This is a genomic window from Microbacterium sp. 10M-3C3 (genome assembly GCF_003931875.1).
Lineage (GTDB): Bacteria > Actinomycetota > Actinomycetes > Actinomycetales > Microbacteriaceae > Microbacterium.
The window spans coordinates 1,596,693-1,621,535 of sequence record NZ_CP034245.1 but is presented as its reverse complement, the minus strand read 5'-3'; the positions used below and the strand labels follow the sequence as shown (position 1 = coordinate 1,621,535).

18 protein-coding genes, 4 pseudogenes and 1 other annotated feature are annotated in these 24,843 nt (G+C 70.0%); of the genes and pseudogenes, 11 read left to right on the top strand and 11 right to left on the bottom strand.

Features of this window, described 5'->3' with window-relative positions; translation table 11 throughout:
• The first annotated feature begins 4 nt into the window (after positions 1 to 4).
• The 3 pseudogenes from polA (at position 5) to EI169_RS07750 (ending at position 5,468) form a co-directional block, all read left to right on the top strand.
• Positions 5 to 2,639 (top strand): annotated as a pseudogene (gene polA / locus EI169_RS07760) (DNA polymerase I).
• Positions 2,640 to 2,660: 21 nt separating this feature from the next.
• A pseudogene (locus tag EI169_RS07755) lies at positions 2,661 to 4,331 on the top strand (DUF885 domain-containing protein).
• Positions 4,332 to 4,421: 90 nt separating this feature from the next.
• Positions 4,422 to 5,468 (top strand): annotated as a pseudogene (locus EI169_RS07750) (LLM class flavin-dependent oxidoreductase).
• Between the two features lie 2,156 nt (positions 5,469 to 7,624).
• On the opposite strand, the gene EI169_RS07735 reads toward EI169_RS07750, so the two are convergent.
• From EI169_RS07735 to EI169_RS07720, 4 genes are all read right to left on the bottom strand, one after another.
• Entirely contained in the window at positions 7,625 to 7,939 is a 315-nt protein-coding gene (locus EI169_RS07735) for a hypothetical protein (protein ID WP_125131818.1), read from the bottom strand.
• A 361-nt stretch (positions 7,940 to 8,300) separates the two neighbouring features.
• Entirely contained in the window at positions 8,301 to 8,447 is a 147-nt protein-coding gene (locus tag EI169_RS16790; protein ID WP_240640711.1) for a hypothetical protein, read from the bottom strand.
• A 465-nt stretch (positions 8,448 to 8,912) separates the two neighbouring features.
• Complete coding sequence (locus EI169_RS16680) at positions 8,913 to 9,074, bottom strand: hypothetical protein (protein WP_205783897.1); 162 nt, start codon at positions 9,072 to 9,074, stop codon at positions 8,913 to 8,915.
• Complete coding sequence (locus EI169_RS07720; RefSeq protein WP_125131817.1) at positions 9,071 to 10,204, bottom strand: DUF222 domain-containing protein; 1,134 nt, start codon at positions 10,202 to 10,204, stop codon at positions 9,071 to 9,073. The genes EI169_RS16680 and EI169_RS07720 overlap by 4 nt, the downstream gene beginning before the upstream one ends.
• A gap of 146 nt (positions 10,205 to 10,350) precedes the next feature.
• Between EI169_RS07720 and EI169_RS07715 the strand changes: the two genes are divergently transcribed.
• Entirely contained in the window at positions 10,351 to 10,605 is a 255-nt protein-coding gene (locus tag EI169_RS07715; protein WP_125131816.1) for a DUF6458 family protein, read from the top strand.
• Positions 10,606 to 10,652: 47 nt separating this feature from the next.
• Here EI169_RS07715 and EI169_RS07710 read toward each other — a convergent pair whose 3' ends face one another.
• The 4 genes from EI169_RS07710 to EI169_RS07695 all read right to left on the bottom strand — a co-directional run bounded on the left by EI169_RS07710 (position 10,653) and on the right by EI169_RS07695 (position 14,469).
• A complete protein-coding gene (locus EI169_RS07710) occupies positions 10,653 to 11,723 on the bottom strand; it encodes a hypothetical protein (protein WP_125131815.1) in 1,071 nt (356 codons plus the stop codon).
• Positions 11,724 to 12,687: 964 nt separating this feature from the next.
• Entirely contained in the window at positions 12,688 to 13,131 is a 444-nt protein-coding gene (locus tag EI169_RS07705) for an NUDIX domain-containing protein (protein ID WP_125131814.1), read from the bottom strand.
• A 20-nt stretch (positions 13,132 to 13,151) separates the two neighbouring features.
• Complete coding sequence (locus tag EI169_RS07700; protein WP_125131813.1) at positions 13,152 to 13,787, bottom strand: peptidase M56 family protein; 636 nt, start codon at positions 13,785 to 13,787, stop codon at positions 13,152 to 13,154.
• 91 nt (positions 13,788 to 13,878) lie between these two features.
• Entirely contained in the window at positions 13,879 to 14,469 is a 591-nt protein-coding gene (locus EI169_RS07695; RefSeq protein WP_240640710.1) for an RNA polymerase sigma factor, read from the bottom strand.
• Between the two features lie 70 nt (positions 14,470 to 14,539).
• Here EI169_RS07695 and arr point away from each other — a divergent pair, with 70 nt between their 5' ends.
• Both arr and EI169_RS07685 read left to right on the top strand, forming a co-directional pair.
• Positions 14,540 to 14,947, top strand: coding sequence for an NAD(+)--rifampin ADP-ribosyltransferase (gene arr, locus EI169_RS07690; RefSeq protein ID WP_125131811.1), 408 nt, complete (start codon positions 14,540 to 14,542; stop codon positions 14,945 to 14,947).
• Between the two features lie 4 nt (positions 14,948 to 14,951).
• Positions 14,952 to 15,608, top strand: coding sequence for a DUF3515 family protein (locus EI169_RS07685; RefSeq protein WP_240640709.1), 657 nt, complete (start codon positions 14,952 to 14,954; stop codon positions 15,606 to 15,608).
• A 9-nt stretch (positions 15,609 to 15,617) separates the two neighbouring features.
• Here EI169_RS07685 and EI169_RS07680 read toward each other — a convergent pair.
• From EI169_RS07680 to EI169_RS07670, 3 genes and pseudogenes are all read right to left on the bottom strand, one after another.
• Positions 15,618 to 16,856, bottom strand: a pseudogene (locus EI169_RS07680) (IS3 family transposase).
• Positions 16,476 to 16,586 (bottom strand) — a sequence feature (AL1L pseudoknot). Its footprint overlaps the pseudogene before it by 111 nt.
• A gap of 337 nt (positions 16,857 to 17,193) precedes the next feature.
• Positions 17,194 to 17,520 (bottom strand): hypothetical protein, encoded by a 327-nt coding sequence (locus tag EI169_RS07675; RefSeq protein ID WP_125131810.1) that lies wholly within the window; start codon positions 17,518 to 17,520, stop codon positions 17,194 to 17,196.
• A 229-nt stretch (positions 17,521 to 17,749) separates the two neighbouring features.
• On the bottom strand, positions 17,750 to 20,740 hold the full coding sequence (locus tag EI169_RS07670) for an RHS repeat-associated core domain-containing protein (RefSeq protein WP_125131809.1): 2,991 nt from the start codon (positions 20,738 to 20,740) through the stop codon (positions 17,750 to 17,752).
• Between the two features lie 591 nt (positions 20,741 to 21,331).
• Between EI169_RS07670 and EI169_RS16565 the strand changes: the two genes are divergently transcribed.
• The 5 genes from EI169_RS16565 to EI169_RS07650 all read left to right on the top strand — a co-directional run bounded on the left by EI169_RS16565 (position 21,332) and on the right by EI169_RS07650 (position 24,841).
• Positions 21,332 to 21,511: a hypothetical protein gene (locus EI169_RS16565; RefSeq protein WP_164515464.1), complete on the top strand. Its 180-nt coding sequence runs from the start codon at positions 21,332 to 21,334 to the stop codon at positions 21,509 to 21,511.
• A gap of 95 nt (positions 21,512 to 21,606) precedes the next feature.
• Positions 21,607 to 22,761: a serine/threonine-protein kinase gene (locus tag EI169_RS07665; protein WP_164515463.1), complete on the top strand. Its 1,155-nt coding sequence runs from the start codon at positions 21,607 to 21,609 to the stop codon at positions 22,759 to 22,761.
• On the top strand, positions 22,758 to 23,192 hold the full coding sequence (locus EI169_RS07660) for a hypothetical protein (protein ID WP_125131807.1): 435 nt from the start codon (positions 22,758 to 22,760) through the stop codon (positions 23,190 to 23,192). The genes EI169_RS07665 and EI169_RS07660 overlap by 4 nt, the downstream gene beginning before the upstream one ends.
• Positions 23,193 to 23,288: 96 nt before the next feature.
• Positions 23,289 to 24,206, top strand: a complete 918-nt coding sequence (locus EI169_RS07655) for an AEC family transporter (protein ID WP_125131806.1) — start codon at positions 23,289 to 23,291, stop codon at positions 24,204 to 24,206.
• A gap of 83 nt (positions 24,207 to 24,289) precedes the next feature.
• Positions 24,290 to 24,841, top strand: a complete 552-nt coding sequence (locus tag EI169_RS07650; RefSeq protein WP_125131805.1) for a DUF308 domain-containing protein — start codon at positions 24,290 to 24,292, stop codon at positions 24,839 to 24,841.
• Positions 24,842 to 24,843: the final 2 nt, after the last annotated feature.

The following is a 24,843-nucleotide window of genomic DNA, read 5'->3' as shown; positions in this document are numbered from 1 at the left end:
ACGGGTGACGGACTCCGCAAAGCCTACCCTTCTGGTCGTCGACGGCCATTCGCTCGCGTACCGCGCCTTCTATGCGCTGCCCGTCGACAACTTCTCGACCAAGGACGGCCAGCACACCAACGGCATCTACGGATTCCTGTCGATGTTCGTGAACCTCCTGAAGGCCGAGCGCCCGACGCACGTCGCGGTGGCCTTCGACACGTCGCGCCACTCGTTCCGCACCGAGGCGTACGCCGAGTACAAGGCGAACCGCTCCGAGACGCCCCCGGAGTTCAAGGGCCAGATCCCGCTCCTGCAGGAGTGCTTGGCCGCGATGAACGTGCCGGTGCTGCAGAAGGAGGGGGTCGAGGCCGACGACATCCTCGCCACCCTCGCCACGCGCGGCGAGGAGGAGGGCTTCCGTGTGCTCGTGTGCTCGGGCGACCGCGACACGATCCAGCTCGTCGACGACGACGTGACCCTGCTCTACCCGAACGTACAGGGCGTCTCGCAGCTCAAGCGCTACGACCCGGCCGCCGTCGTCGAGAAGTACGGCCTGCCGCCCGCGCAGTACCCCGACATCGCCGCGCTCGTCGGCGAGACGAGCGACAACCTGCCGGGCGTGCCGAAGGTGGGGGAGAAGACCGCCGTCAAGTGGCTCACGCAGTACGGCTCGCTCGACGCGCTGCTCGAGAACGCCGACAAGGTCACGGGCGTCGTGGGGAACAACCTGCGCGAGCACCTCGACGACGTACGACGCAACCGCACGCTCAACCGGCTCGTCCGCGACGTCGAGCTGCCCATCGGGCCGGCCGACCTCGCGACGCAGCCGATCGACGCGCAGGCCGTGCGCGACATCTTCGCGCGGCTGGAGTTCCGCACGCTGCTGCCGCGCGTGTTCGAGGTGGCGGGGGCGGATGCGACGGGCTCCGACGCGTCGATCCCCGTCGCCACCGCCCCGGCCGCGCGCGAGGTCGACGCCGCCGCGCTCGGCGCGTGGCTCGACGCCGCATCGGGCGACGTCGGCGTCACGGTCGAGGTGGCCGGCGGCCGCCCCGACCGCATCGGCCTGTCCGCCGGCGGCGAGGCCGTCGAGGCGACGTGGTCGCCGGCAGTGCGCGACGCGGTCGCCGCGTGGTTCGCCTCCGACGCGCCGAAGGTGTTCGCCGACGCGAAGCCACAGGTCAAGGCGCTGCTGCGCGACGGGCTCGAGGTGTCGGGGCTCGCGTTCGACGTCGTGCTCGCGGGGTGGCTGCTGCGCCCGAGCCTCCCCGACAAGTACCTCGCCGACCTCGTCGCCCGCTACCTGGGCGAGAAGCTCCCCGAGGCCGACCCCACGCAGCTCGTCCCCGAGACCGAGGGCGCGACGCCGGGGCAGATCTCGTGGTTCCTGCTGCGCGTGGCCGAGGCCGTGCGGGCCGAGCTGCCGGAGCCCGTCGCGGCGGTGCTCACCGACATCGAGCTGCCGACGCTGCGGGCCCTCGCCGCGATGGAGCTGGCGGGCGTGGCCGTCTCGCATGAGAAGCTCTCGACGTTCTCCGGCGAGCTCGCGGCCCGCGCCGATGCGCTCGCGCAGGAGGCGTACGCCGCGATCGGCCGTGAAGTGAACCTCGGCTCGCCCAAGCAGCTCCAGGAGGTGCTCTTCGACGAGCTAGGACTCCCCAAGACCCGCAAGACGAAGTCGGGCTACTCGACGGATGCGGCGGCTCTGGCCGACCTGCAGGAGAACACCCGCATCCGTTCCTCGCCCTCCTCCTGCAGCACCGCGAGGCGACCAAGCTGCGGCAGATCATCGAATCGCTCGACGTCGCGATCGACGACGGCGGCCGCATCCACACGACCTACCTGCAGACCGGCAGCCAGACCGGGCGGCTCTCGAGCACCGACCCCAACCTGCAGAACATCCCGATCCGCAACGAGGAGAGCAGCCGCATCCGCGCGGCGTTCGAGGTCGGCGCCGGGTACGAGACGCTGCTGACGGCGGACTACTCGCAGATCGAGATGCGCATCATGGCGCATCTGTCCGGTGACCCCGGGCTGGTGGAGGCGTTCAACTCGGGGAGGACCTGCACCGCTTCGTCGGCGCGCGCGTGTTCGGCGTCGCCCCCGAGGACGTGACGCCCGCGATGCGCACGAAGGTGAAGGCCATGTCGTACGGCCTCGTGTACGGCCTGTCGGCGTTCGGCCTGTCCAAGCAGCTGCGCATCGAGCAGACCGAGGCGCGCGAGCTGATGCTCGAGTACTTCGCCCGCTTCGGCGCGGTGCGCGACTACCTGCGCACGTCGGTCGAGAAGGCCCGCGTCGACGGCTACACGGAGACGATCTTCGGACGTCGTCGCCCCTTCCCGGATCTCACGAGCATGAACCGCGTGCTCCGCGAGAACGCCGAGCGCGCGGCGCTGAACGCCCCGATCCAGGGGAGTGCGGCCGACATCATGAAGATCGCGCTCTTCCACATCCACGACGACCTCGCCGCCGCCGGCATGCGCTCGCGCGTCCTGCTGCAGATCCACGACGAGCTCGTGGTCGAGGTCGCCCCGGGGGAGTGGAACGAGGCGGAGCGCATCGTGCAGACGCGCATGGGCGACGCCGCCGAGCTGAGCGTGCCCCTCGACGTGCAGATCGGGCGAGGCGGCGACTGGAACGAAGCCGGCCACTGATCTGGTCGTAGGCTCGGTCGCATGACTGATGCAACACGGCAGCCCACGCCGATCGACACGATCGCCGACGCGTGGGTGGACACCCTGGCGGAGCTCGAGCCGACGCTCGCGACGTACATCGGCCGCACCGAGCACAACGACCGCTTCGGCGACATGTCGCCGGCGGGCCACGATCAGCTCGCGGATGCTGCGCGCGCGACGCTGCGCGATCTCGAGGCGGCCGAGCCGGTCGACGCGATCGACGCCGTCACGAAGGAGGATCTGTCGCGGGAGCTGCAGCTCGCCGTCGATCTGCACGACGCGCAGTGGCATCTGCGCGACCTGAACGTCATCGCGTCTCCCGCGCAGGACCTCCGGCAGGTCTTCGACCTGATGTCGACCGACACCACCGATGACTGGGCGGTCATCGCGCGCCGCCTCAAGGCGCTGCCGGCGGCCGTCGACGGCTACATCGAGACCCTGCGCGAGGGGCTCTCGCGCGGTCTCGTGCCCCCGCCGCCAGGTGCACGAGGTCGTGACCCAGATCGGCCGCTACACCGCCGACAACGGCTACTTCGTCGAGTTCGCCGCCGATGCCGCCCCGCGACGGCCAGCTGCCGGCCTCCCTCGCGCGGGAGCTCGCCGACAACGCCAACGCCGCGCGCGTCGCGTACGGCGAGCTGTCGGACTTCCTCGCGCGCGAGCTCGCCCCCGCCGCGTCTGAGAAGGACGCCGTGGGTCGTGAGCTGTACGCGATGCACTCGCGCCGCTTCCTTGGCGCGACGATCGACATCGACGAGACGTACGAGTGGGGGATCGAGGAGCTCGCCCGCATGGTCGCCGAGCAGGAGTCGATCGCGAACGAGATCAAGGCCGGCGCGAGCGTCGAGGAGGCGGTGGCCTTCCTCGAGGCCGACCCGACGCGCAAGCTGCACGGCACGGCGGCGCTGCAGAAGTGGATGCAGGAGACGAGCGACCGCGCGATCGAGGAGCTCGGCCGCACGCACTTCGACATCCCCGACCCGATCCGGCGGCTGGAGTGCATGATCGCGCCGACGAAGGAGGGCGGGATCTACTACACCGGCCCCACCGACGACTTCTCGCGCCCGGGCCGCATGTGGTGGTCGGTGCCCGAGGGCGTCGAGGACTTCGACACGTGGCGCGAGCTCACGACGGTCTACCACGAAGGCGTGCCGGGCCACCACCTCCAGATCGCCCAGGCGGTGTACAACCGCCGCGAGCTGAACGCATGGCGTCGGCTGCTCGGCGGCACGTCGGGTCATGCGGAGGGATGGGCGCTGTACGCGGAGCGCCTCATGGAGTCGCTCGGCTTCCTCGACGACCCGGCCGACCGCCTGGGGATGCTCGACGGCCAGCGCATGCGTGCGGCCCGCGTCGTGCTCGACATCGGCGTGCACCTGGAGAAGCCGCGCCTCGACGGCGAGGGGACGTGGGACCACGACTACGCGCTGCAGTTCATGCTCCGCAACGTCAACATGTCGGAGGAGTTCGTGCGCTTCGGTCAACCGCTACCTCGGCTGGCCAGGCCAGGCGCCCTCGTACAAGGTCGGGCAGCGCATCTGGGAGCAGTTACGCGACGAGGTCGCCGAGAAGGAAGGCGACGCTTTCGACATCAAGGCGTTCCACAAGCGCGCCCTCGACATCGGCGGCGTCGGCCTCGACACCCTGCGCAGCGCCCTGCTGCCGTCCTGACACCCGGTGGGCCGCGCGACGCACGGCCCACCGCTCGGGAATGTGCGCGCCGCCCGTGCGTTTCATGCAGGTGAATACGAAGGAGACGCAATGAGTGATCAGGCCATCGAGCTCGGACTCGACACGTTCGGCGACATCTCGCGCGACGACGAGGGCGCACTGCAAAGCGACGCACAGACCATCCGCAACGTCGTGGATCAGGCGGAGCTGGCCGATCAGGTCGGCTTGTCGTTCTTCGGGGTGGGGGAGCACCACCGCAAGGAGTTCGCCGTCACGAGCCCCGAGATCGTGCTCGCCGCCGCCGCCTCACGGACGCGCAGCATCCACCTCGGCACCGCCGTCACGGTGCTCTCCTCCGACGACCCGGTGCGCGTGTACGAGCGCTTCGCGACGCTCGACGCCGTCTCGAACGGACGCGCCGAGGTGATCCTGGGTCGCGGCTCCTTCATCGAGTCCTTCCCGCTGTTCGGGTACGACCTCAAGGACTACGAGGAGCTGTTCGAGGAGAAGCTCGAGCTGTTCTCCCTGCTCCTCGATGAGAAGCCGGTCACGTGGCAGGGACGCCTGCGTGCGTCGCTCACCGATGCGGACGTGTACCCCAGGACGAGAACGGCCTGAAGGCCTGGGTCGGCGTCGGCGGGTCGCCAGAGTCGGTCGTGCGCGCCGCCCGCTACGGCTACGGCCTGATGCTGGCGATCATCGGTGGTCCCGCCCACCGCTTCCAGCCGTTCGCGCAGCTGTACGACGGTCGCTCGAGCAGCTCGGCACGCCGCAGCTGCCGATCGGCGTGCACTCTCCGGGGCACGTGGCGGCCACCGACCAGCAGGCGTGGGAGGAAGCGTACGAGGGGGTCGCGGAGCTCAACAACACGATCGGGCGCGAGCGCGGATGGCCGCCTACAACCGTCTGCGTTTCCAGCACGACGTCGGACCGGAGGGCGCGCTGTACGTCGGGTCTCCTGAGACGGTCGCGCGGAAGATCGCCGACACGGTGCGCACCCTCGGCATCCAGCGGTTCGACATGAAGTTCGCCAGCGGCTCGATCGCCCACAGCCGGCTCATGAGCAGCATCGAGCTGTACGGCACGCAGGTCGTGCCGCTCGTGCAGGACATGCTCAGCCCGCAGCCGCAGCCGTAGGCTGAACGGATGAGCGCCCCCGTGCGTCGCACCGTCTCCGAGCGTCTCGACCGTCTCGCTTCTCCCGCGGACACGCCGCATCCTCGGTGGGTCGGGGATCGGGTGGGCGCTGGACGCGATGGACGTCGGTCTCATCTCGTTCGTCATCGCCGCCCTCGGCAGCAGTGGTCGCTGCAGCCGGGGGAGACGGCGTGGATCGCGTCGGCGGGCTTCGCCGCATGGCCGTGGCGCGAGCCTCGGAGGCCTCCTCGCCGACCGGTTCGGCCGCGTCAGGTGTTCGCCGTGACTCTCCTCGTCTACGGCCTCGCGGACCGGCGCGAGCGCGCTGCGGGCGCCTCGCATCCTGATCGCGCTCGCTTTCTTCGTCGACTCGGTCTCGGGCGGACTTCCCGTCGCCTCGACGTATGTGAGCGAGTTCGCACCGGCGCGGATCCGGGGTCGCTCATCGTGATCCTCGAGGCGTTCTGGGCGGGTCGGCTGGACGGGCGGCGGCCCTCATCGGCTACTTCGTGATCCCCGCGTCCGCGGACGCTGGCGCTGGGCGTTCGCGCTCGGCGCGGTGCCGCGATCTACGCGGTGGTGGTCCGCTGGGCGCTTCCCGAGTCGCCGCGATGGCTCGAACGGCGGGGGCGGACGTCGGCCGCCGAGGGATCGTCGCGTCGTTCGAGCGCGAGGCCGGTGGCTCCGCGCCCGTGGCCACCGCGACGCTGGCACTCCGACCGTCGCGGCCGCGCGCGTCGGAGCGGGTCGGCGCGTTGTGGTCGGCGGAGTTCCGCCGACGGACGGCCAGCCTGTGGGTGGTGTGTTTCTGTGTGAACTTCTCGTACTACGGCGCCTTCATCTGGATTCCGTCGATCCTCGTGTCGCAGGGCTACGACCTGGTGGCCTCGTTCGGATTCACGCTCGTCATCACGCTCGCGCAGCTGCCCGGCTTACGCCGTCGCCGCGTGGCTCATCGAGGTGTGGGGCCGCCGGACGACCCCTCGGCCCGTCTTCCTGCCGCTCCTCGGGTCTCCGCCCTCCTGTTCGCACCGGCGAGCGGTGAAGCTTCGTCATCGCCGCGGGATGGCGCTGTCGTTCTCCAACCTCGGCGCGTGGGGCGCGCTGTACGCCGTGACGCCCGAACATATCCGACCTCGATGCGCGCGACCGGGTCGGGGCTGGGCCGCCGGAGTCGCCGGATCGCGTCGATCTCGCGCCGCTGTCGGTGCCGCCGCTCATCGCCGCCGGCGGGGCTCCCACGGTGTTCGTCGTCTTCGCGGCGTTCTTCGTCGTCGCTGTCGTGGCGACGTGGGGGGCTCGCCGATCGCCGCGGACGGGCCCTCGACGATCGCTGAGCACGCGGTCGCGGCGCGGCGGTCGTAGCTGATCCGATGGCATCCGTGCGCTTCGTGTCGATCCGGCGACTCGTTCTCGGAGGGCGTCGGGCGACGAGCTGCCCGACGGGTCGGTGCGGGGCTGGGCCGATCTGACCGCGCAGGCGTGGGCGGCCTCACGGGGAGAGCCGATCCAGTAACGCGAACCTCGCGATCCGGGGCAAGCTCGTTGGCCGATCGTGGAGGAGCAGCTCGAGCCGGCCCTGGCCCTGCATCCGACGCACCTGTCGTTCAACGCGGCGGCAACGACATGCTGGCGCCCCCGCGCGGACATCGCGCGGATCGCCGACGCGTTCTCCCAGGTCTTGCGCCGCTGCGACGAGGAGGGCGTGACGGCTTGTGCTCCTGTCGGGTGCCAACCCGTCCGCGCAGCTGCCGTTCGGGCGCCTCGTGCAGCGTCGCGGTGACCTGCTGTCGGAGCGTCGTCTCGCGCGTCGCCGATCGGCCCGGACGTCGTGCGCGCGCTCAACTGGCCGGACCGCGAACTCTCGCGACCGCCGTACTGGTCGGCGGACCGTCTCCACATGAACGCGCGCGGGCACCATCGGGTGGCCGCACGCGTCGTCGAGGCACTGGGGAGCGGGTGCCGGAGGGCTGGTGGTCGCTGCCCGAAGGTGCGTCCGACCGCCTCGGCGGTCTGGCCTACTACCGTCGCCACGTCGGACCGTGGGTGCGCCGCCGACTCACCGGCACCTCGTCCGGCGACGGGCGCTCCGCCAGTTCGCCGACTGGGTCACGGTCACACCTCCGGACGCCCGCCGGGACTGACCCGGGGCAGCGTCAGTCGGGCAGCGAGAAACCGTAGACGACGCTCGCGCCTCCGGCGATCGTCACCTCGGGCGTCGATCCGAACGCCTTCGTGGTCGATCGCGGGAAGGCGGGCGCCGTACGACCCGCCGTCCGACGCCTGCCGACGCCGCCGGCCAGGTCGTCGGTGAGCTGCTGCAGGTCGGCAGACGACCAGCCCCATCTGGCGGCGTTCGCGTCGATGTCGGACTCGACGCTCTGCCACGACGGAAGCAGGTCTGGCGTGACGTCCAGACGGACGATCCGGTCTCCCGCCGTCGTCACGGTGAAGGAGGTCGCGCTCTTCACGACGACCGGCCGTCCGCACCGAGCACCGACGACACTCAGGGGAACGAGCGGCTCGATCGTCTTCGCGGCCGTCGGCCGACAGACCCAGCGCCGTGGCGGATTCCGCGTCGTCGCGGAGCTTCACGCGCACGCTGCCGTCGCGCGTGAAGTAGTCGATTCCCCGCTTGATCGAAGCGGGAGGCGCCGTCGGATGCCTGCTGGTCGGCGGCCGGCGTTCCCGTCGGCCTGCTCCACCACGAGTTCTGCATCGCGATGGCTGCGACGACGAAGCCGATGCACACGAGCGCCACGAGCGTCGTGGGCAGCCACGACAGCAGCCGGCGTCGGGCGCGGACATCCTTCGTCGTGGCACCGACCGATCCTACGCTCGCGGACCGACCCGGTAGGTGGCCTCGATGAACTGGCCCGCGCGGGCGGCGGCTGTCAGCTCGAGCCGGTCGGGGCCGATGCGGCGGGGGAGGAGCGGCTTGCCGGAGGAGAGCAGTGCCGGAGCGATCGAGACCCGCACCTCGTCGAGGTGACCGGCGTCGTCGACCTGCCGACGAGGTCACCACCGCCGACGAGCCAGATGTCGCCGTCACCGGCGGCGGCCACGACATGCGGCCACCATGCGTCCACGTGCCCGCGGACGAACCGGACGACGGCACCGTCGATGGTCTCGAGTTCGCGATGCGTCACGACGAAGCACGGCGTGGCCCCGTAGCTCTCCCGCCACATGCCGGGTTGAGTCTCGCGCTCGTGGCGCAGCACCCACTCGTAGGTCGCCGCGCCTATGACGAACGACCCGACCGTCGCCAGGAAACGCGGCGAAGTCGTTTCTCCGCCTCGGCACGCCCGGAACGGCGAACAGCCAGTCGAGGCCGTCGTAGTCGTCGCGAGGAATCCGTTGAGTGTGACGGCGGTGTGGAAGATCGTCCGGGCATGACCGTCACGGTAGACCCGGGCGCCGACATGCGCGTCTCGGCGCGCAGCGTCAGAAGGGTGGTGGGTCGGGTGTGGGCTGGGGTGGGGCGTGGGGGGTGGGGGCGAAGACGGGGCGGGTGGGGCGGACGAGGTAGCGGCGGCCGAGGGGCGAGGTCCATTCGAGGGTGCCGCCGGGCAGGTGACGCACGGTCCAGCCGCCGTGGTGTTTCACGATGTGATGGTTCGTGCACAACGGGGCGAGGTTGTCGAGGTCGGTGCGGCCGCCGTTTGACCAGGGCGCTTGATGGTCGATGTGGCAGCGGTGCGCGGGCATGCCGCATCCGGGGGCTTGGCAGCGTTGCGCACGCCACCGGATGAGGCGGCGCAGATCGGCCGGGGGACGGTAGGTGTCGCGGCCGACGGAGAGCACGATCCCGGTCTCGGGTGGGTGAGCACCCGCATCCAGCTGGCCGCCGCCCCGCACAGCTCCCGCGCCCGCGACAGCGGGATCGGTCCGACGCCCTCGACGACCGGCGGTGCGGCCGGGTCGGCGTACGCGTCGTCCAGGAGGGCGAGAGCGGGCACGGTGACCGTGACGGTCGCGGCGATCCCGCGCGCGTGCTCCGGATACGCCGCGACCTGCCCGTCGACGAGGATGTCGCCGGCGACATCCGCGCGCAACTGGTCGAGGGTGCGCTCCTCACCGTCCTGGTCGGCGAGGACCCTCGCGGTCGCGTCGAGCCGGTTCATGACCGCGTGCCCCTCGACGGCGGGCAGGTGCACCAGCAGCCATGCCATACCGTCCTCGGAGGGCTCCAGGATCACCCGGCGACGCGTCAGCGCCTCACGGTGGCGCTCCTCCAGCGACGCCGCCCGCACCGTGTCGACCAGCGCGCGCAGCCGGCGCCGGAACGTGCCCAGCGCGCACGTCTCAGCCAGCCGCACCGCGACCGGCACCACCGCCTCCCGCAGCTCTTCCTCGACCGTGTCGACCAGCTCGACGAGGACATCGACGTGACGCTCGGTCGTCCTGCCCCCGTGCAGCGCATCCAGCGCGGCCGGGTACCGGTTCACCAACGCCTCCGCGGTGTGCAGCATCCGGGCCACCGCGGTCTCGGTCATCTGCAACGCCGCCGCCAACTCCAACCGCAACGACCGCTCGATGATCTCCGGCGACGCACCTCGGAACGGCACCGGCCCCGCCAACGCCTCCCGCCGCGCCGACGCCACCCGCTCGAACCGCTCCGCCGCGAGCACAGCCATCATCGTCGACGACTCCTGCACCCACGCGACCGCATCGATCCCGGGCTCACCGAACGACGGGTCCCACACCCCGTCCTCGTCGCCCGAACCAACATCCATGACCCCACGGTAAACACCCCCACCGACATCGCGACCCCGCGCCGGCGCGCTGTCAAGCCCTCCCGCCGTGACGCCCCGCGTCGGATCATGAGACGACGCCCTGCGCGTCGGAGCAAGGCGGCCGTGCGCCGCCGGAAGGGAATGCCATGAGCATCGGAGCAGGAATCGCCCTCTTCGTGATCGGCGCCATCCTCGCGTTCGCCGTCAACGTGCAGGTGGAGTGGGTCAACCTCGACCTCATCGGCTACATCCTCATGGGTGCCGGCGCCGTGGTCTTCATCATCGGCCTCGTGCTCATGGTGCGCCGGCGCTCGACCGACACCGTGACACGCACGAGTGTCGACCCCGCCGCGGGCGAGCGCGTGACGCGTCAGACGACGCGCAGCGACGACGTCATCTGACGTGGTTCACGCGTCCGCGCGGACGCGGGCGATCCGGATGACAGCGCTCAGAGCCGCGAGCGTCGACGCCGCCTGACCCCTACGAGGACCAAGCCCAGTCCGAGGGCGCTCGTGGCCACGGCGACCGGGAGCGCGGAAGCGGCGTCCGACGTGCCACCCGAAGCCGCGAGCTCGGACCGGCGGTTCGCTGTGGCGCCGCTCGCTGCCGACCCACCCGCTGCGCCGCCACCCGTGACCGGATCCGGCGACGGAGTGCCACCCCCCGGCCCGGCACCGGTCAGCGCGAGGGGGCGGATCGGGATCACGATGACCACGCCGTCCGCGCCGCTGCCGTCGGATGCGTGCCCCGAGAAGGTCAGTGCGCTCGACGTGTTCACGGAGTCTCCGGCGCCGCCTCCGCCCCCACCGCTCGTCGCGACCCCGATGTCGCCGCTCGCGCCGCCTCGGGTGACGCCCGCGCCCCCGCCTCCGCCGGTGACGGATGTGGACAGCGGATCCGTGACGGCGTCCGCATCCGCACCGTCAGCGGTCGGCGCTGCCGCGGGGTCGCCGCCCTCGCCCCCGACGGGGGCCGCAACGGACCACAGGCCGCGCGCGCCCGCCTGGGGTGCGCCGACGCCTGCGCTGCGGGTCGTCGTCCCGCCGTCACCGCCCGACACGACGGTGGTCACGTTCCCTCCCGCACCACCACCGCCGCTTGCGCCGATCAGCGGGGCAGCGCCCGTCTCGGCGAAGATCGAAGACCCTCCACCTCCGCCGCCCGCCGTCTGGCCGGGGGCGGCGTTGTAGCCGCCGTCACCGCCCGTGGTCCAGCCGCTGCCGCCGGAGCGTCCGCTCGCCGCGCATCCCACGACGATCTGCTTCTGCGTGAGCGGCTGCACATCCACGATCCCGGTCTGGATCGTGCCGCCCCCGCCGAGCGCCCCATCGCCGCTACTCGCGCCCGAGCCGCCCTGCGCGAGGACGAACGCCCGATCGTACGCATACGGCGGCACGAGATCCTGCGTGGTCGTGCCCGGCAGGCAGCCGAAGATCGATGCGGCGGCCGTGAAGAAGTAGATCCTGCCGTCCCCGAGAGGACCGGGCGCCTGCAGGTACCGCCATTCGGTGACCCGCATGCCGTAGCCGCGGTGGTGTCGGCCCACGAGGCGCCGCCACCGCCCCCTCCCGCGGGCGCAGCCTCCCACTGGCCGCTGGCCGACGAGCCGCTGCCGCCTCCTGCGCCGGCCTGGTGGGCGGTGTCGCCGACGGGCACGAGACCGCCACCGCCACCGCCACCGCCCGGCCAACGGACGCCGTTGTCCTGACCGGACGCGCCGTTACCGCCGAAGGGAAAGGCACCCGCGGCTCCGGGTCCGCCGCTGCCGCCCGTATCGGGTGTCGGGCCGTATCCAGCGGCCCGCCCGGGCCGCCCGTCCGATGCGGGGCTGCCGCCGTCGCCTCCCGCGCCGGGATTCAGCGCCGCGGTCGCCGCGAGTGCCGATCCACCCCCGCCCGCGCCCCCGCCCCCTCCGGCACTGGCCAGCGGACCGGTGGAGCCGGCGAGCGCGGTCACTCCACCGCCACCGCCGCCCGGGTGATCGGCGGGGGAGGAGAACCATCCACCGGCACCGCCGAATCCGAGCAGGCTGGCACCCGAGTCGCCGTCGGCCTGCCCACCACCGCCGATGTACACCGTGAGCGGACCCGCAGCGGGCATCGTGAAGCTCGCGACCGTGAGGCCACCCGCGCCGCCCTCGGCCCAGTCGGTGCTCCCGCCCGACCCGCCGATGACGAGCGCGGTGATCTCGCCCGCGGGGAGATCGACCGTCGATGTCGTTCCCGTCGCCGGCGCCGTGAACTCGCACCAGCCGGTCGCCGCCAACTCGGAGCACGGGGGCGACGGAGCCGCGAACGCGGGCGGCGCGACCGCCGCCGCCGCGAGCGCGCTGGAAACGAGAACGACGACTCCCGCCGCGGCCGGTATGGTCCCCTTGCGCATGCGCGCTCCCCTCGACCGCGCACCTCGCCGTCGCGCTCATTATCGCAGCGCGCCGAATCCGATCCGAGAGCCGGGCAGCAGGATGGATGCGGCGCGCCCGCTCACGCGTCGGCGAGGACGCGGTCGATCCACGGCCGACGGTCGAGCGTGGGGATCGTGTCGCGTGCGAACCATCCCAGCTCGACCAGCTCGACGCCGTCGGGCGTGGGGGAGTCGAGCAACTCGCACGCGAACGCAGTCGTGACGTAGCTCACCGCGTCGCCGTTCGGATACGTCACCGCGAGCGGCGCGCCACCGTACGCGCCGACGACGCCGGTCACGCGCACGCGCGCCCACGTCTCTTCGCTCACCTCTCGGACGACCGCGTCGATGGGTTCCTCGAGAGGTTCGACCGCACCGCCGATCAGACTCCAGGTGCCCGAGTGCGCGTGCCGCGCGAGGAGGAAGCGGTCACCGTCTCGGATGACGGCGGTCACCCCCGGAAGCATCAGCAGATCGTGGCCGATCCGGTCGCGGATGCGGGCGACGTACGGCGAGCGCGACATCCCGACAGGCTACCCGCGCATCAGCCGCCCACCTGGAACTCGCCGATGACGGTGGTCCCGTCGGACTCGTACACCGGGATGTACGTGATCCGGCCGCCGTACTCGGCCTGCCACGCGAGCGCGTCGGCGGGGGAGCGGAAGCTCTTCGACGCCGTCGTGCCGTCGGCGTCCTCCAGATCGTCGCGGTGGACGTACCCGAAGGTGCCGTTCGTCGCCTGGACGGCGATGAGGTCGGGCGCACCGTTCTCGTTCTCGACCCCGTACGTGTCGCCGGTCGCGTTGCGTGCCCACTCGGTCGTGGTCGACCGCACCCATGTGGCCGCGAGCGTCCAGCGCGCTCCGGCATCCGCGTTGATCCGGATGCGTCCGTCGGCAGCGGCAGCCAGCGGCAGCTCGTACCCGGCAGCGGAGCCGGGGACGTCGCAGACCATGGATGCGCCGTCCGGGAAGGCGAAGCGTCCGGTGGTGTCGCACACCAGCACGAGCGAGAGCGCCGTCGCCTCGGCGGGAGGGGGGCCCGCATCCAGAACGCCGGTGCCGGTGACGGTGGTCGACACCGACTCCGCCAACGTGTCGACGTTCCGCCCGCCGGGGAGGGGAAGGAGGCCGGATGCGGTCGCGCCCACGGCGCCCGCAGCGACGAGGACCGCGCTCATGCCCACCCGGCGAACAGACGCCGGCGTCGCCCCGGCGCCCGTCGGACGCGCTCGACGAGCTCGCGCCGGAGCGCAGCGGCGAACACATCGCTCATCTGCGGTTCGTCCACGACTCCTCCTTTCCGTTCGCCGGCTCGGGTTGATGATCCGTCAGGTCACGTCGCAACCGCGCACGCAGGCGGTGCCACCGCGTGCGTGCCGCATCTGCCGACACCCCGAGGACGCGCGCCGCATCCGCGATCGGGTATCCCTCGATCGCCACGAGCGAGAGGAGCGCAGCGTCGTCGGGTGTGAGCTCACGAAGCACCGGCACGAGCGCGCGACGTGCGTCGAGTCGCGTGGGATCGTCGATCGGCGCATCAGGGACCTCGTGGGGGAGCCGTTCCAGCAGCCGCCGATACCGTCGTCGCGAGCGATCCAGATTTCGGCATCCGAGCGTCGTCGTGACGAGCAGCCACGGCAGCACCGAGCCGTCGACGACGCGCACGCTGCGCCGTCGTCGCCACAGTTCCAGGAACGCGACAGCCGATGCGTCCTCCGCGTCGTTTCGATCACGCAGGAGCGCGTAGGCGTGGCGGAAGACACGATCCCGATGCCGGTCGAAGATCAGCCCGAACGCGGCATCGCCGCCCTCGCGCGCGCGTCGCCACAGCAGCGCGTCGTCGGCGGCGTCATCCTCCATACCCTGCATTGTCCGGCAGGCGCCGAAGTGTGACAGCGGCGAGCACAGCCCCGGGCGTAAGGTCGTCACGATGGACGATGTTCTGGACCACGGCCCGTTCTACCACGGCACCAAGGCCGACCTCGGAGTCGGCGATCTCCTGACACCGGGTTTCCGCTCCAACTACCGGCCCGAGATCGTCATGAACCGCATCTACTTCACGGCGCTCCGCGACGGCGCGGGCCTGGCTGCGGAACTGGCGGCGGGGGAGGGGGAGCCGCACGTCTACCTCGTCGAACCGCTCGGTCCGTTCGAGAACGATCCGAACGTCACCGACAAGAAGTTCCCGGGCAACCCGACGCGTTCGTACCGCAGCACCGAGCCGCTGCGGATCATCGAGGAGGTGCTCGAATGGACGCGCCTGAGCCCTGAAGCGCTCCAGGAATGGCGCACGCGCCTGGCCGCGATCGAGCGCGATCGCGGCGAAATCATCAACTGACGCCGTGCCCTCCTCGTTCACGCTGATCGCAGCGGCGCCGCATCCGCCCGAGGCACTGTTCGAGCTGTCACTCGACATCGACGCCCACGTCGCGTCGCTCTCGCCCACGGGGGAGAGGGCGGTCGGCGACCCTGACCGTCGCGTGAGCGCGACGCGCTTGTCGACCCGCATCCGCCGCGCGCTCGTCGCGGCGCTGGTCGTCGCCACGGCCGTGACGACCAGCGCGTGCTCGAACACCGTCTCGCTCGAGGCGGCTCGCGACGCGAACCACCCGTCGTGCGCCGCGCTCACCGTCTCGCTGCCGCAGCGAGTCGCGGGGCAGGATCGGCGCTGGACGGATGCGCAGGCGACGGGCGCGTGGGGGAGTCCCGCCGCGATCATCATGACGTGCGGTGTCGAGCCCACAGCCCCGTCGGAACTCCCGTGCTACGACCTCGGCGGCGTCGACTGGCTGGCCCTCCCGCAGGACGAGAGTGTGCAACGCGCCGTCACCTTCGGACGCGAGCCCGCCGTGGAGGTCGCGGTCAGCCGCGGGTCGGGGATCGACTTCCCACGTCTGGAATGGCGCCCAGAGACTCGCGAACGAGATCAATTGGTACGCGAACAACTGCGGGACTTACGCGCCAAATATTGCGATCACTGGCCATTTGAATCGGCCTGACTTTCGTTCCTATTGGGAGCCTTGTCCGGCAAGGGCCGGTTGGGCTGATTCGAGGTCAGCGTAATACGCCTGCTCGACCTCGACGGGCGTGCGCATGTCGAGCTCTCCGTGGAGGCGCTGGTTGTTCCACCACCACACCCATTCGAGGGTCGCGAGTTCGACCTGCTCGACGGTGCGCCAGGGACCGCGCTGACGAATCAGCTCGGTCTTGTAGAGGTTGTTGATCGCCTCGGCGAGGGCATTGTCGTAGCTGTCGCCGACCGTTCCTGTCGAGGGCACGGCGCCGAGTCCGACGATCCTCTCGGTATAGACCATCGCCATATAGTTGGACCCGTGGTCTGAGTGATGCGTCAGCCCGGTGAGGTCACCACCGGCACCCCAGGCGGCCATGTCCAGCGCCTGCAAGGGCAGAATCTCGGCCCGTAGCGTGGATGCGACGTTCCAGCCGACGATGCGGCGCGAGTACACGTCGGTGACGAACGCGACGTACGCGAACCCACTCCAGGTCGCGACGTACGTCACGTCGCAGACCCACAGCCGCCGCGGCGCCGGCGCTGTGAAGCGCCGGTTCACCAGATCACTCGGCAGCGCGGTCGTCTTGTCCGCGCGGGTGGTGAACACCCGCTTGGAGTTGCGGACGCCGCGCACCCCGGCCAGGCGCATCAGGCGTTCGGTCTGGTCACGACCGATCTCCCACCCCTGCCGACGCATCAGCGCATGCATCTTCCGGCGCCCGTAGACGCCGTAGTTCTCCGCGTGCAACCGGGCGACCTCGGGCACGAGAAGCTCGTCCTTCAGCTGCCGCACCGACGGCACACGACCGACTGCGGCGCGGAAGCCGCGGGAGGTGAGGAACCCCTGAACCGCCGGGGGGCAGCACCCGGCAGATGAGCTCGACCCCGAAACGATCCCGATGTTCATTGATGAACCGGATCATCGCGGTCAGGGACGGTCGAGCTCCTTCGCGAAAAACACGCTCGCAGCCTTGAGGATCTCGTTCGCCTTGCGCAGCTCCGAGACCTCCTTCTGCAGCCGCTTGATCTCCGCCGCCGCGTCCGTCGTGAGCCCCGGCTTCACCCCGACATCGACTTCGTAACGCCGCTGCCACAGCCGCAACGTCTCCGGGCTCATCCCCAGCAGCCCGGCCACATGACGCACCGCGCTCATCATCGTCGGGTGCGACGGCCGCGTCTCCGCGAGCATCCGCAACGCCCGCTCACGCATCTCCGGCGAATACTTCCTGTTCATCGAGTTCCATCCTTGCTTGAAGAACGGAACAAAAGTCAGGCCGATTCAGACAGCCCGTTTGAACTTCTCGATGCTTATGTGCCCCCTTTGGCCCACCGTCGCCGTACACGTGTGGTGTCCTAGCGACCATATGAGCGATAGACCTGCAATCCATAATGGCGCTAGTAGGCGTGCGGGCGACCACACGTCGCCGCTTGAGTTGGTCTCGTATAGCGCATCTGGGAACGACTCACGAGCCGGCCGCTATGCGCAGAAATACCGCTTGACCAGGGATAAATATGAGATAACGGTGAACATTGGCATATGGCGGTGCGAACGCTAATGAGTCCGCTACCGGTTAGGGGTTGAGAAACGTCAGGGTCGTGACTAGCACCGCGAATCCGACGATTCCGATCAGAGCCCATGCCCAGACAAAATTGTGCTTGCCGCGAGGAGAAGCCGTTGTCCGATCCGTTCGCACGCCTAGCTTGGCGAGGCGTGCGACTACCTCGTTGCGTTCGTCCTCTATTTCCTCGCCGCGGGTGTGTGTTGAATGTCCGATGAACTGCGCCGGCGACAAGTCCTCTTGGAACATGCGTCGTTCCTCCGCGGCCAGTTCATCCAGTCGCTGATGCAGCTTCGCGGCTTCGTCTGGATCGTGTCCGCCCTGGCGTGGCGTGTTCATATGGCTACGTGTCTCGGTCAGATCGTCGAGTCCTGAGCCATTCCATTAGAACGATCACGACTGACACGAGTACTGCCGCGCTCGCCACGACGACCGCGATCACGGGCGCCCCTGACCGTAGGACCAGGGCTAGCGAGAAACCCGACATGAGAGTGATTGCCGCGGCAAGCCACACCCCACGCTTTGGCTGGGTTCGGTCGTGCATGGCGTTCCTTCTGATCTGCAGAACCTACGCGCAGGAGCGGGTCGCGCTCGCCAGCGCGAAGGCGGCCTGGGTGGTGTTCAGTATGAAGTTGATCGCGTAGAGGGCGCCCAAGACTAGCCCGATTCCTGTGGATGAGTAGCCTACGAGGGCTGCCAGACTGAGCGCCGCGGAGATCAGGCTGCCGTATATCGAGGCCAGGTCGTCGGCGCAAGCTTGAGAGATCAGCCCTGACGGATCCTTCCCGTTGATGGGGTTGCAGCCGGCGTATCCGTAAGGGTGCGATTCCTGACCGCTGGGGTCGGTCTGGGTGAATCGGCCGAGGCTGGTGTCGTAGTAGCGGGCGCCGAGTTTGTAGATGCCGTTGCCGTCGTGGTGTTCTCCGATGTAGCGGAGGGGGTTGGCGGTGACGGCGCTGTTGGTGCCGGTGGTGCGGGCTTCGCCGTAAGGGCTGTACGTGCAGCCGCCGCGGTAGCTGCCGGCGGCGTCGAAGACGCCGACGACGAAGCCGAGGCTGTCGTGGACGTAGTAGTAGTGGTTGTGGCTGGAGCTGCTGAGGAAGCCCACGGCTTGCCCGGCGGGTGTGCGCGCGAACGAGTAGGTGGTCGAGCCGTTGGTGCGTTGCATTAGCCCGAGGGCGCCGTTGTTGAACGTGATCGTGCCTTGGGAGAGGCGGTCGGTGTTCCCGGCGGCGAAGTAGCCGCTGCTGGTGCTGCCGAGTTGTGTTTGCTGGCCGCGGTCCCCGAATGTCGCGGTGGTGCCGGTCAGGCCGTTGCGGGTCTGGTTGCCGGCCGCGTCGTAGGTGAACGTGGTGGTCTGCCCGGTCGCTATGGTGATCTGGTTGACCGCGTTGTTGGTGTAGTTGATGGTTCCGGCGGTGGCGCCGGTGCTACCGGCGCGGACTTGCTGGGTGCTGTTGCCGTTGTTGTCGTAGGAGTATGCGCAGGACGCGGTGGTCGTGACCCCGGCCTTCTCTTGGGCGAGGGTGAGGCGGTTGCGGGAGTCGTACGTGTAACCGGTGACCGCCCCGGCGGTGAGGCCTTGCTCCTTGTACGCGGTGCGGGATTGGATGTTGGCGCGGTCGCCGGTGCCCCCGGTGGGTGTGTAGGAGTAGCCGATGTCCACGGCCGTGGCCGCTGCCGCGTCTTTCGCGGTGATGCGGGTGGGGCGGCCGGAGTTGTCGCGGGTGGTGACGGTGGTCGCGCCACCGGAGAGGGTGCGTTTGGTTTCAGCGCCGTTGGCGTCGTACTCGAACGCGACGCACTCGGCCGGGCAGGTGTGTCCCTGCTCCTGTAGGAGGGTGAGCTGGTCGGCTGCGTCGTACGTGTAGGTCGTGGTTTCCGGCCCATTGCCGGAGTCGATCGACGAGGTGAGCATGTTGCCGACCTCGTCGTAGCTGAAGGTCTGATCGATTCCGGAGCGGGGGCCGTTTTGCGCGGTGATGCGCCCTTGGTGGTCGTAGTCGAAATGCAGTTGACCGCCGGCGGAGTCCGTGCGGTAATGCTCGAGCCCGTTGTCGTAGTACTCGCTTGTGAGGGTGTCGCCGTTATCGAACGTGGTGAGGATGATGCGGTCGCGCACGTCGTAGTCGTAGCTGGTGGTATCGCCCTTCCCGTCGGTGACGGAGGTGACGCGGCCGAGCGAATCGTACGTGTAGGTGGTCGCTCCCAGAGGGGAGGGCGGGGTCACCGTGGTGAGGTCACCGGCGGTGTTGTAGGTGTACGAGGTGACGTTGCCGTTGCCGTCTTTCGTCGTGCAGACCTGTCCTGCGAACCCGCCGCACTCGACAGTGCCGTTGTTGTCATAGGTGCGCTCGAACTCGGTCACCGCCGTGCTCGTGGTGGTGTCGGTCTGCTTGGTCAGGTTGCCAGCCGGGTCGTACTGATACTGCTTCTTGTTCCCCGCGTCATCGGTCGAGCACTTCGGCTGGTACGCCGTGCCCGTGTTCGGTGCGGAACAGTTCGCGCCTACCGCGTACACGGCGGATGCGGCGGCGCCGGTGGGCAGCTGCGCGCCGGTCTGGTTGTTGTTGCCGTCGTACGTGTAGGTGGTGATGTTGCCGGTCGCGAATGCGTCGGTGGACGTGGCGATATCGCTGTTCGCCGTCCAGGTCTGCGACTGAGTGCGGTTCAGTGCGTCCTTCGCGGCGGTCACCCGCCCCTGGGAATCGATCGTGTAGGTGGCGGGGTGATCGTTGGAGTCCGTCACCACCGTCTGCCCCGAGGTGTAGGCGAAGCTGGTCTCGATCTCCGGTTGCTGCTCGATCAGCGTGACCCGGTGTGAGGAGTCGTACGTGAACCACACGGTGGTGGTCGCTGCTGCTGCGCTGGGCACGGTGAGCGATTCGAGGCGGCCGGTGGAGTCGTAGGTGTACGTCGACACCTTGTCATCCGCAGTGGTGACCTCGGTGAGCCGGTTAGCGGTGTCGTACTCGTATGTCTGAGCGCGGCCAGCGGAATCGGTCACGGAGGTGAGGTTGCCGCTGGTGTACGTGAACGTGTAGCCGCGGCCGTTGGCTGCCACCACGCTGGTGATCTTCCCCGCGGTCGCACCCGAGCCGTAGCTGTATGTCTCACCGACCCCATTGCGATCCACAGTCGAGGTCAACCAACCGCTCGTAGAGAACTTCCACTTCTCCCCGGTCTTGTTCGACTCCACCACGTACCGGGCAGTCGAAGACGCGGTGTCCCTGGTAATCGTCAAGTTCGACCCCGCCGGGCCGACGTACGCTGACCCGTTCCAGGTGAATCGGAACTTCGCGCCGTTGACGGCAAAGTAATCCACGTAGCTGCCCGCGACGGCAACGACCCCGATGTCGTTCGCGCCGTTGTTGCTCTGCCAGCCCCCGCCCAGACTCCCGTTCAGAGTGGAGAGCCCGTTGTAGTACCGGTCCTGCCGCAGCCCGAACCGGGCACCGCGATCGCAGAATCGGACGCTTTCACCACAAGGTTCCCGTTCGCCGTGTTCACCCGGACCGTCGTGTCCGGCGAGACGGGGAAGTCCTGGAACGAGAACCACGGCTGCTCACCCAGTCCAGGCACGCTGGCCACGGTGCCCGCGGGCGCCCGCATCTGAGACCCGCCCGCCGAGAACCGGTCTTCCGGCAACGGAGCCCACGAGTCCTCGGGAATCTGCCGGTCCTCCGGCACCGACAGTCCCGCAGCGTCATCCGGCGGGGACCACACAGACTTCAGCGGCTCCGCCGACGGTTCGGAAGCGACCGCCGCAGTAGTTGGCGACACCGCCAGAGAAACGATCACGGAAACGATTGCGAGCACACCAACGGACACCCTCGAACGAAGCAACTCAATTCCCTACGCCGAGACCCGCGAACGCGTGAGCCGGCAATCTCGACGAGATCTCCGTTCGGGTGCCCCCACCTGCGTGAAGGGAACCACACCCGCACAGCACAGGTCAAGACACGGAGTCCTTAACTCTTCGCGAGCGATCCAGATCGATGCCGACCGGGAGTCGTCAGGGGAGCGGGAGGTATCGCCTGACCAGCGACTTACTGACATAATGTGCATTATCGGTAAATCGTGGTGCGGTCAGCGTCCTCCTGGGACGTCGTCCCGTCGCATACGCTCGCTGCACCGACGAGGAGCGCCGATGAGGAACGATCAGCCCCACGCGCGGCGGCGCGGTGTCATCACCACGGCGCTCGCAGCGCTCGCACGCGCGCTGACGTCGATCGGCTCCGGCGGTGCGACGCCGCTCGGCGCGCCCGACGACACCGCGCCGCAGGTGCTCCGAGGACTACCGCCCGTGACGCACCGAAACGTGCATTGACCGGGTCGGAACACCGCACTACGCCGCGGTGGGCGGCCACGTCAACACCCGGCTCCGTGGAGGCTGCGACGCCGCCGTCGTCGTATCGTCGAACGGTGACCGACGTGACGGATTCCTCGGCGACGCCTGCGGTCGGCGCCGTGCTCGACGAGCGCTACCGCCTGGACGGCGTGCTCGGCCGTGGCGGCTATGCGACGGTGTTCCGCGCCCGCGATCTGCATCTCGACCGCGATGTCGCCGTCAAGGTGTTCGCCGCCGCGGCCGCCGACACGACCGACGCCGCCCGTGTCGCCTCCGAGACGCGTCTGCTCGCGTCGCTCACGCACCCGTCGCTTGTGACGCTGTTCGACGCGCATCTGGAGAGCACGCCGGCGTACCTCGTGATGGAGCTCATCGACGGACCGACGCTCGCCGCGCGGATCGCGCGCGGTCCCCTGAGCCCGGGCGACACCGCGGTGCTCGCCGGCGAGCTGGGCGAGGCGCTGCACGTCATCCACGACCGCGGAATCGTCCACCGCGACATCAAGCCGTCGAACGTCCTACTCCGTCCCTCGGCGATCCCGACCGCGCCGCCGCGTGCGACCCTCGCCGACTTCGGCATCGCGTCGCTCGTCGACTCCGCGAAGGTCACGGTCACCGGAACGCTCGTCGGCACCGCCGCGTACCTCAGCCCCGAGCAGGCGCGCGGCGAACGCGCCGGCACGCCGACCGACGTCTATGCGCTCGGTCTCGTCCTGCTCGAAGCGCTCACCGGGCGGCGCGCCTACCCGCAGGCGACGCCGCACGAGGCGCTCGCTGCACGCCTGGTCGCACCGCCGCGCATCCCCGATGAGGTGCCGGCCGACTGGCGCGGCCTCCTTTCGGCCATGACCGCTCTCGAGCCTGCACACCGCCCGGATGCGCACGCCGTCGTGCGCGCGGCCGACCGGCTGCGCTCCCCCTCCCCTTCTCCCCTCGCCGATGCGACCGACCGCACGCGCGTGCTGCCGCCCGCGGATGCGGCGCCGACGGCGCAGACGAAGGTCCTCCCCTCTGCCGGACCCGCCGCTCCCCCGGCCGCCCGACGCCTTCCGCGCTGGGTGCCCATCGCGCTCATCGTCGCGGCCGTCGTCGTCCTCGGCGGCATCGCGACGGCCCTGGTCGCGCCGACGCTGGCGGCCTCGTCGCCGGACCCGGCGCCGACTCTGCCGGCGCTGCCCGCACCCTTCGACGACCACTTCCGCCAGCTCCTCGAGGAGGTGCAGGAATGACTCGGGTACGCCGGCTCGTCGCCGCGACGGTCCTCGCCGGCACGCTCGTCCTCGGGAGCTGCGCCGCGCAGCCCGCGAACGACGGGCTGTCGTCCCTCGTCGTGAGCGCGGCCGACCAGGTCGCCGCAGGCGACGCGACCGCCGCATCCGCGTCTCTCGATGCCCTCGAGGCCCGGGTGGAGGCGGACCGCGAGGCGGGCAGCCTCAGCGCCGGGCAGGCCGACGCGATCCTGGCGACCATCGCGACCATCCGCGCGGACCTCGCCGCGCAGGCTTCGCCGAGCCCCGCGCCCGCGCCGACCCAGGCGGACGACGACGCCGAGGACTCGGGGTCCGAGGACTCCGAGCCGGACAACAGCGGACCGGGTGGAGACAAGGACAAGCCCAAGCCGCCGAACGACGACAAGGGTTCCGGCAAGAACAAGCCCTGACGGCGGCGTCGGTCGGAGCGCCCGCGCAGGACGCCGTAGGGTCGGAGCTATGCCCACGGAGCGATCGCGACGCGTCCGGCACGGGGCCGGCACGCGATGATCGAGATCCTCACCGGTTTCGCGGTCGTCGGACTGGCCGTCGCCGTCGGGTACGTCATCGCCCGGACGAACCTGCTCGGCGACGGAGCGCGCATCGTCCTGAGTCGACTGACGTTCTTCGTGCTGTCGCCCTTCCTGCTGTTCTCGATCCTCGCTCAGGCCGACCTGCGCACGCTCTTCTCCGCGCTTCTGCCCGTCTCGGCTCTCGCCGCCCTGTCGATGTTCGCCGTCTTCACCGTCATCGCCGTGCTCTTCCTCCGGCGCGGCCTCGGCGAGACCGTCGTCGGCGCCACGGCGGGCGGCTACGTGAACGCGAACAACATCGGCATCCCGCTGTCGCTGTACATCCTCGGCGACGCGGCCTACTCGGCGCCGGTCGTGCTGGTGCAGCTGCTCGTCTTCATGCCGATCGCTCTGGCGCTGCTGGATGCCGCGACCTCCGGCGCACGCTCGGTTCGGCGCATCCTCCGCCAGACCTTCCGCAACCCGATGCTGTGGGGCGCGGGCGCGGGCGTCCTCGTCGCCGTCGCCGGTGTCGACCTGCCGCCCCTCGTGCTCGACCCCGTGCAGCTGATCGCGGGCGCGGGCGTCCCGGTCCTCCTGATCTCCTACGGCATGTCGCTCCACGGGCAGCGCGTCCTGTCCACCGTCGGCCGCCGCGCCGACGTCCTCGTCGCGTCGACCCTGAAGCTCCTCGTCATGCCGCTCGCGGCATGGTTGTGGGCGCTGGCATTCTCCCTACCTCCCGAGCAGGTGCGCATCGTCGTCGTCCTCGCCGCGCTGCCCACGGCCCAGAACGTGTTCCTGTTCGCCCAGCGCTACGGTGTCGGTGAGATCACCGCGCGCGACACGATCTTCGTCACGACCGTCGGGTGCGTACCCGTCCTCTTCCTCGCAGCGACCCTCCTGGCCTGACGAGCGCGCCCGGCCCCGATACTCCCCCGGCGTCCTCTATGCTGGCGTCGACGGCTCACAGCTTTCTCTCAGAAAGGCGCCACATGTCGACCGACTCCTCCGCCCGCACCGCTCTCCGGGCCCTGCGCACCGCACTCCTCGTCAGCGGCATCGTCTCTGTGGTCGTGGGGCTGCTCATCCTCATCTGGCCCGGCCGCACCGCTCAGGTCGCGGTCGGCATCATCGCGGTCTACGCGATCGTCGCCGGCCTCGTCTATGCGGCGATGGGCCTGTTCTCGCGCGCGCAGGGCACGTGGTCGCGCGTCGGCCACATCGTGCTCGGCGTCCTGTTCGTCATCGCGGGCATCGTCGCGCTGTCGAACATCGCCGCTGCGACCGTGAGCTTCGCCGTCTTCATCGGCGTCTTCCTCGGCATTGTCTGGATCGTCGAAGGCGTGGTCGCGCTGACAACCCTCGGGGCGGCCGGGACGCGCGGATGGACGATCTTCTTCGCGATCGTCAGCATCCTGGCCGGTATCGTGCTGCTCTTCTCGCCGCTGTACGTCGCCGTGCTCTGGATCTTCGTCGGCGTCTCGCTGCTCGTGCTGGGTGTCTTCCAGCTCGTCCGCGCCGCCACCCTCGCGCGCGGTCTCTGACC

Bases quoted from the DNA above. Each gene is read 5' to 3' on its own strand.
- EI169_RS07720 (WP_125131817.1), bottom strand. From the start codon at position 10,204: ATGGATGTTGGTTCGGGCGACGAGGACGGGGTGTGGGACCCGTCGTTC.
- EI169_RS07715 (WP_125131816.1), top strand. From the start codon at position 10,351: ATGAGCATCGGAGCAGGAATCGCCCTCTTCGTGATCGGCGCCATCCTC.
- EI169_RS07710 (WP_125131815.1), bottom strand. From the start codon at position 11,723: ATGCGGGTCACCGAATGGCGGTACCTGCAGGCGCCCGGTCCTCTCGGG.
- EI169_RS07705 (WP_125131814.1), bottom strand. From the start codon at position 13,131: ATGTCGCGCTCGCCGTACGTCGCCCGCATCCGCGACCGGATCGGCCAC.
- EI169_RS07700 (WP_125131813.1), bottom strand. From the start codon at position 13,787: ATGAGCGCGGTCCTCGTCGCTGCGGGCGCCGTGGGCGCGACCGCATCC.
- EI169_RS07695 (WP_240640710.1), bottom strand. From the start codon at position 14,469: ATGGAGGATGACGCCGCCGACGACGCGCTGCTGTGGCGACGCGCGCGC.
- arr (WP_125131811.1), top strand. From the start codon at position 14,540: ATGGACGATGTTCTGGACCACGGCCCGTTCTACCACGGCACCAAGGCC.
- EI169_RS07675 (WP_125131810.1), bottom strand. From the start codon at position 17,520: ATGAACACGCCACGCCAGGGCGGACACGATCCAGACGAAGCCGCGAAG.
- EI169_RS16565 (WP_164515464.1), top strand. From the start codon at position 21,332: ATGAGGAACGATCAGCCCCACGCGCGGCGGCGCGGTGTCATCACCACG.
- EI169_RS07660 (WP_125131807.1), top strand. From the start codon at position 22,758: ATGACTCGGGTACGCCGGCTCGTCGCCGCGACGGTCCTCGCCGGCACG.
- EI169_RS07655 (WP_125131806.1), top strand. From the start codon at position 23,289: ATGATCGAGATCCTCACCGGTTTCGCGGTCGTCGGACTGGCCGTCGCC.
- EI169_RS07650 (WP_125131805.1), top strand. From the start codon at position 24,290: ATGTCGACCGACTCCTCCGCCCGCACCGCTCTCCGGGCCCTGCGCACC.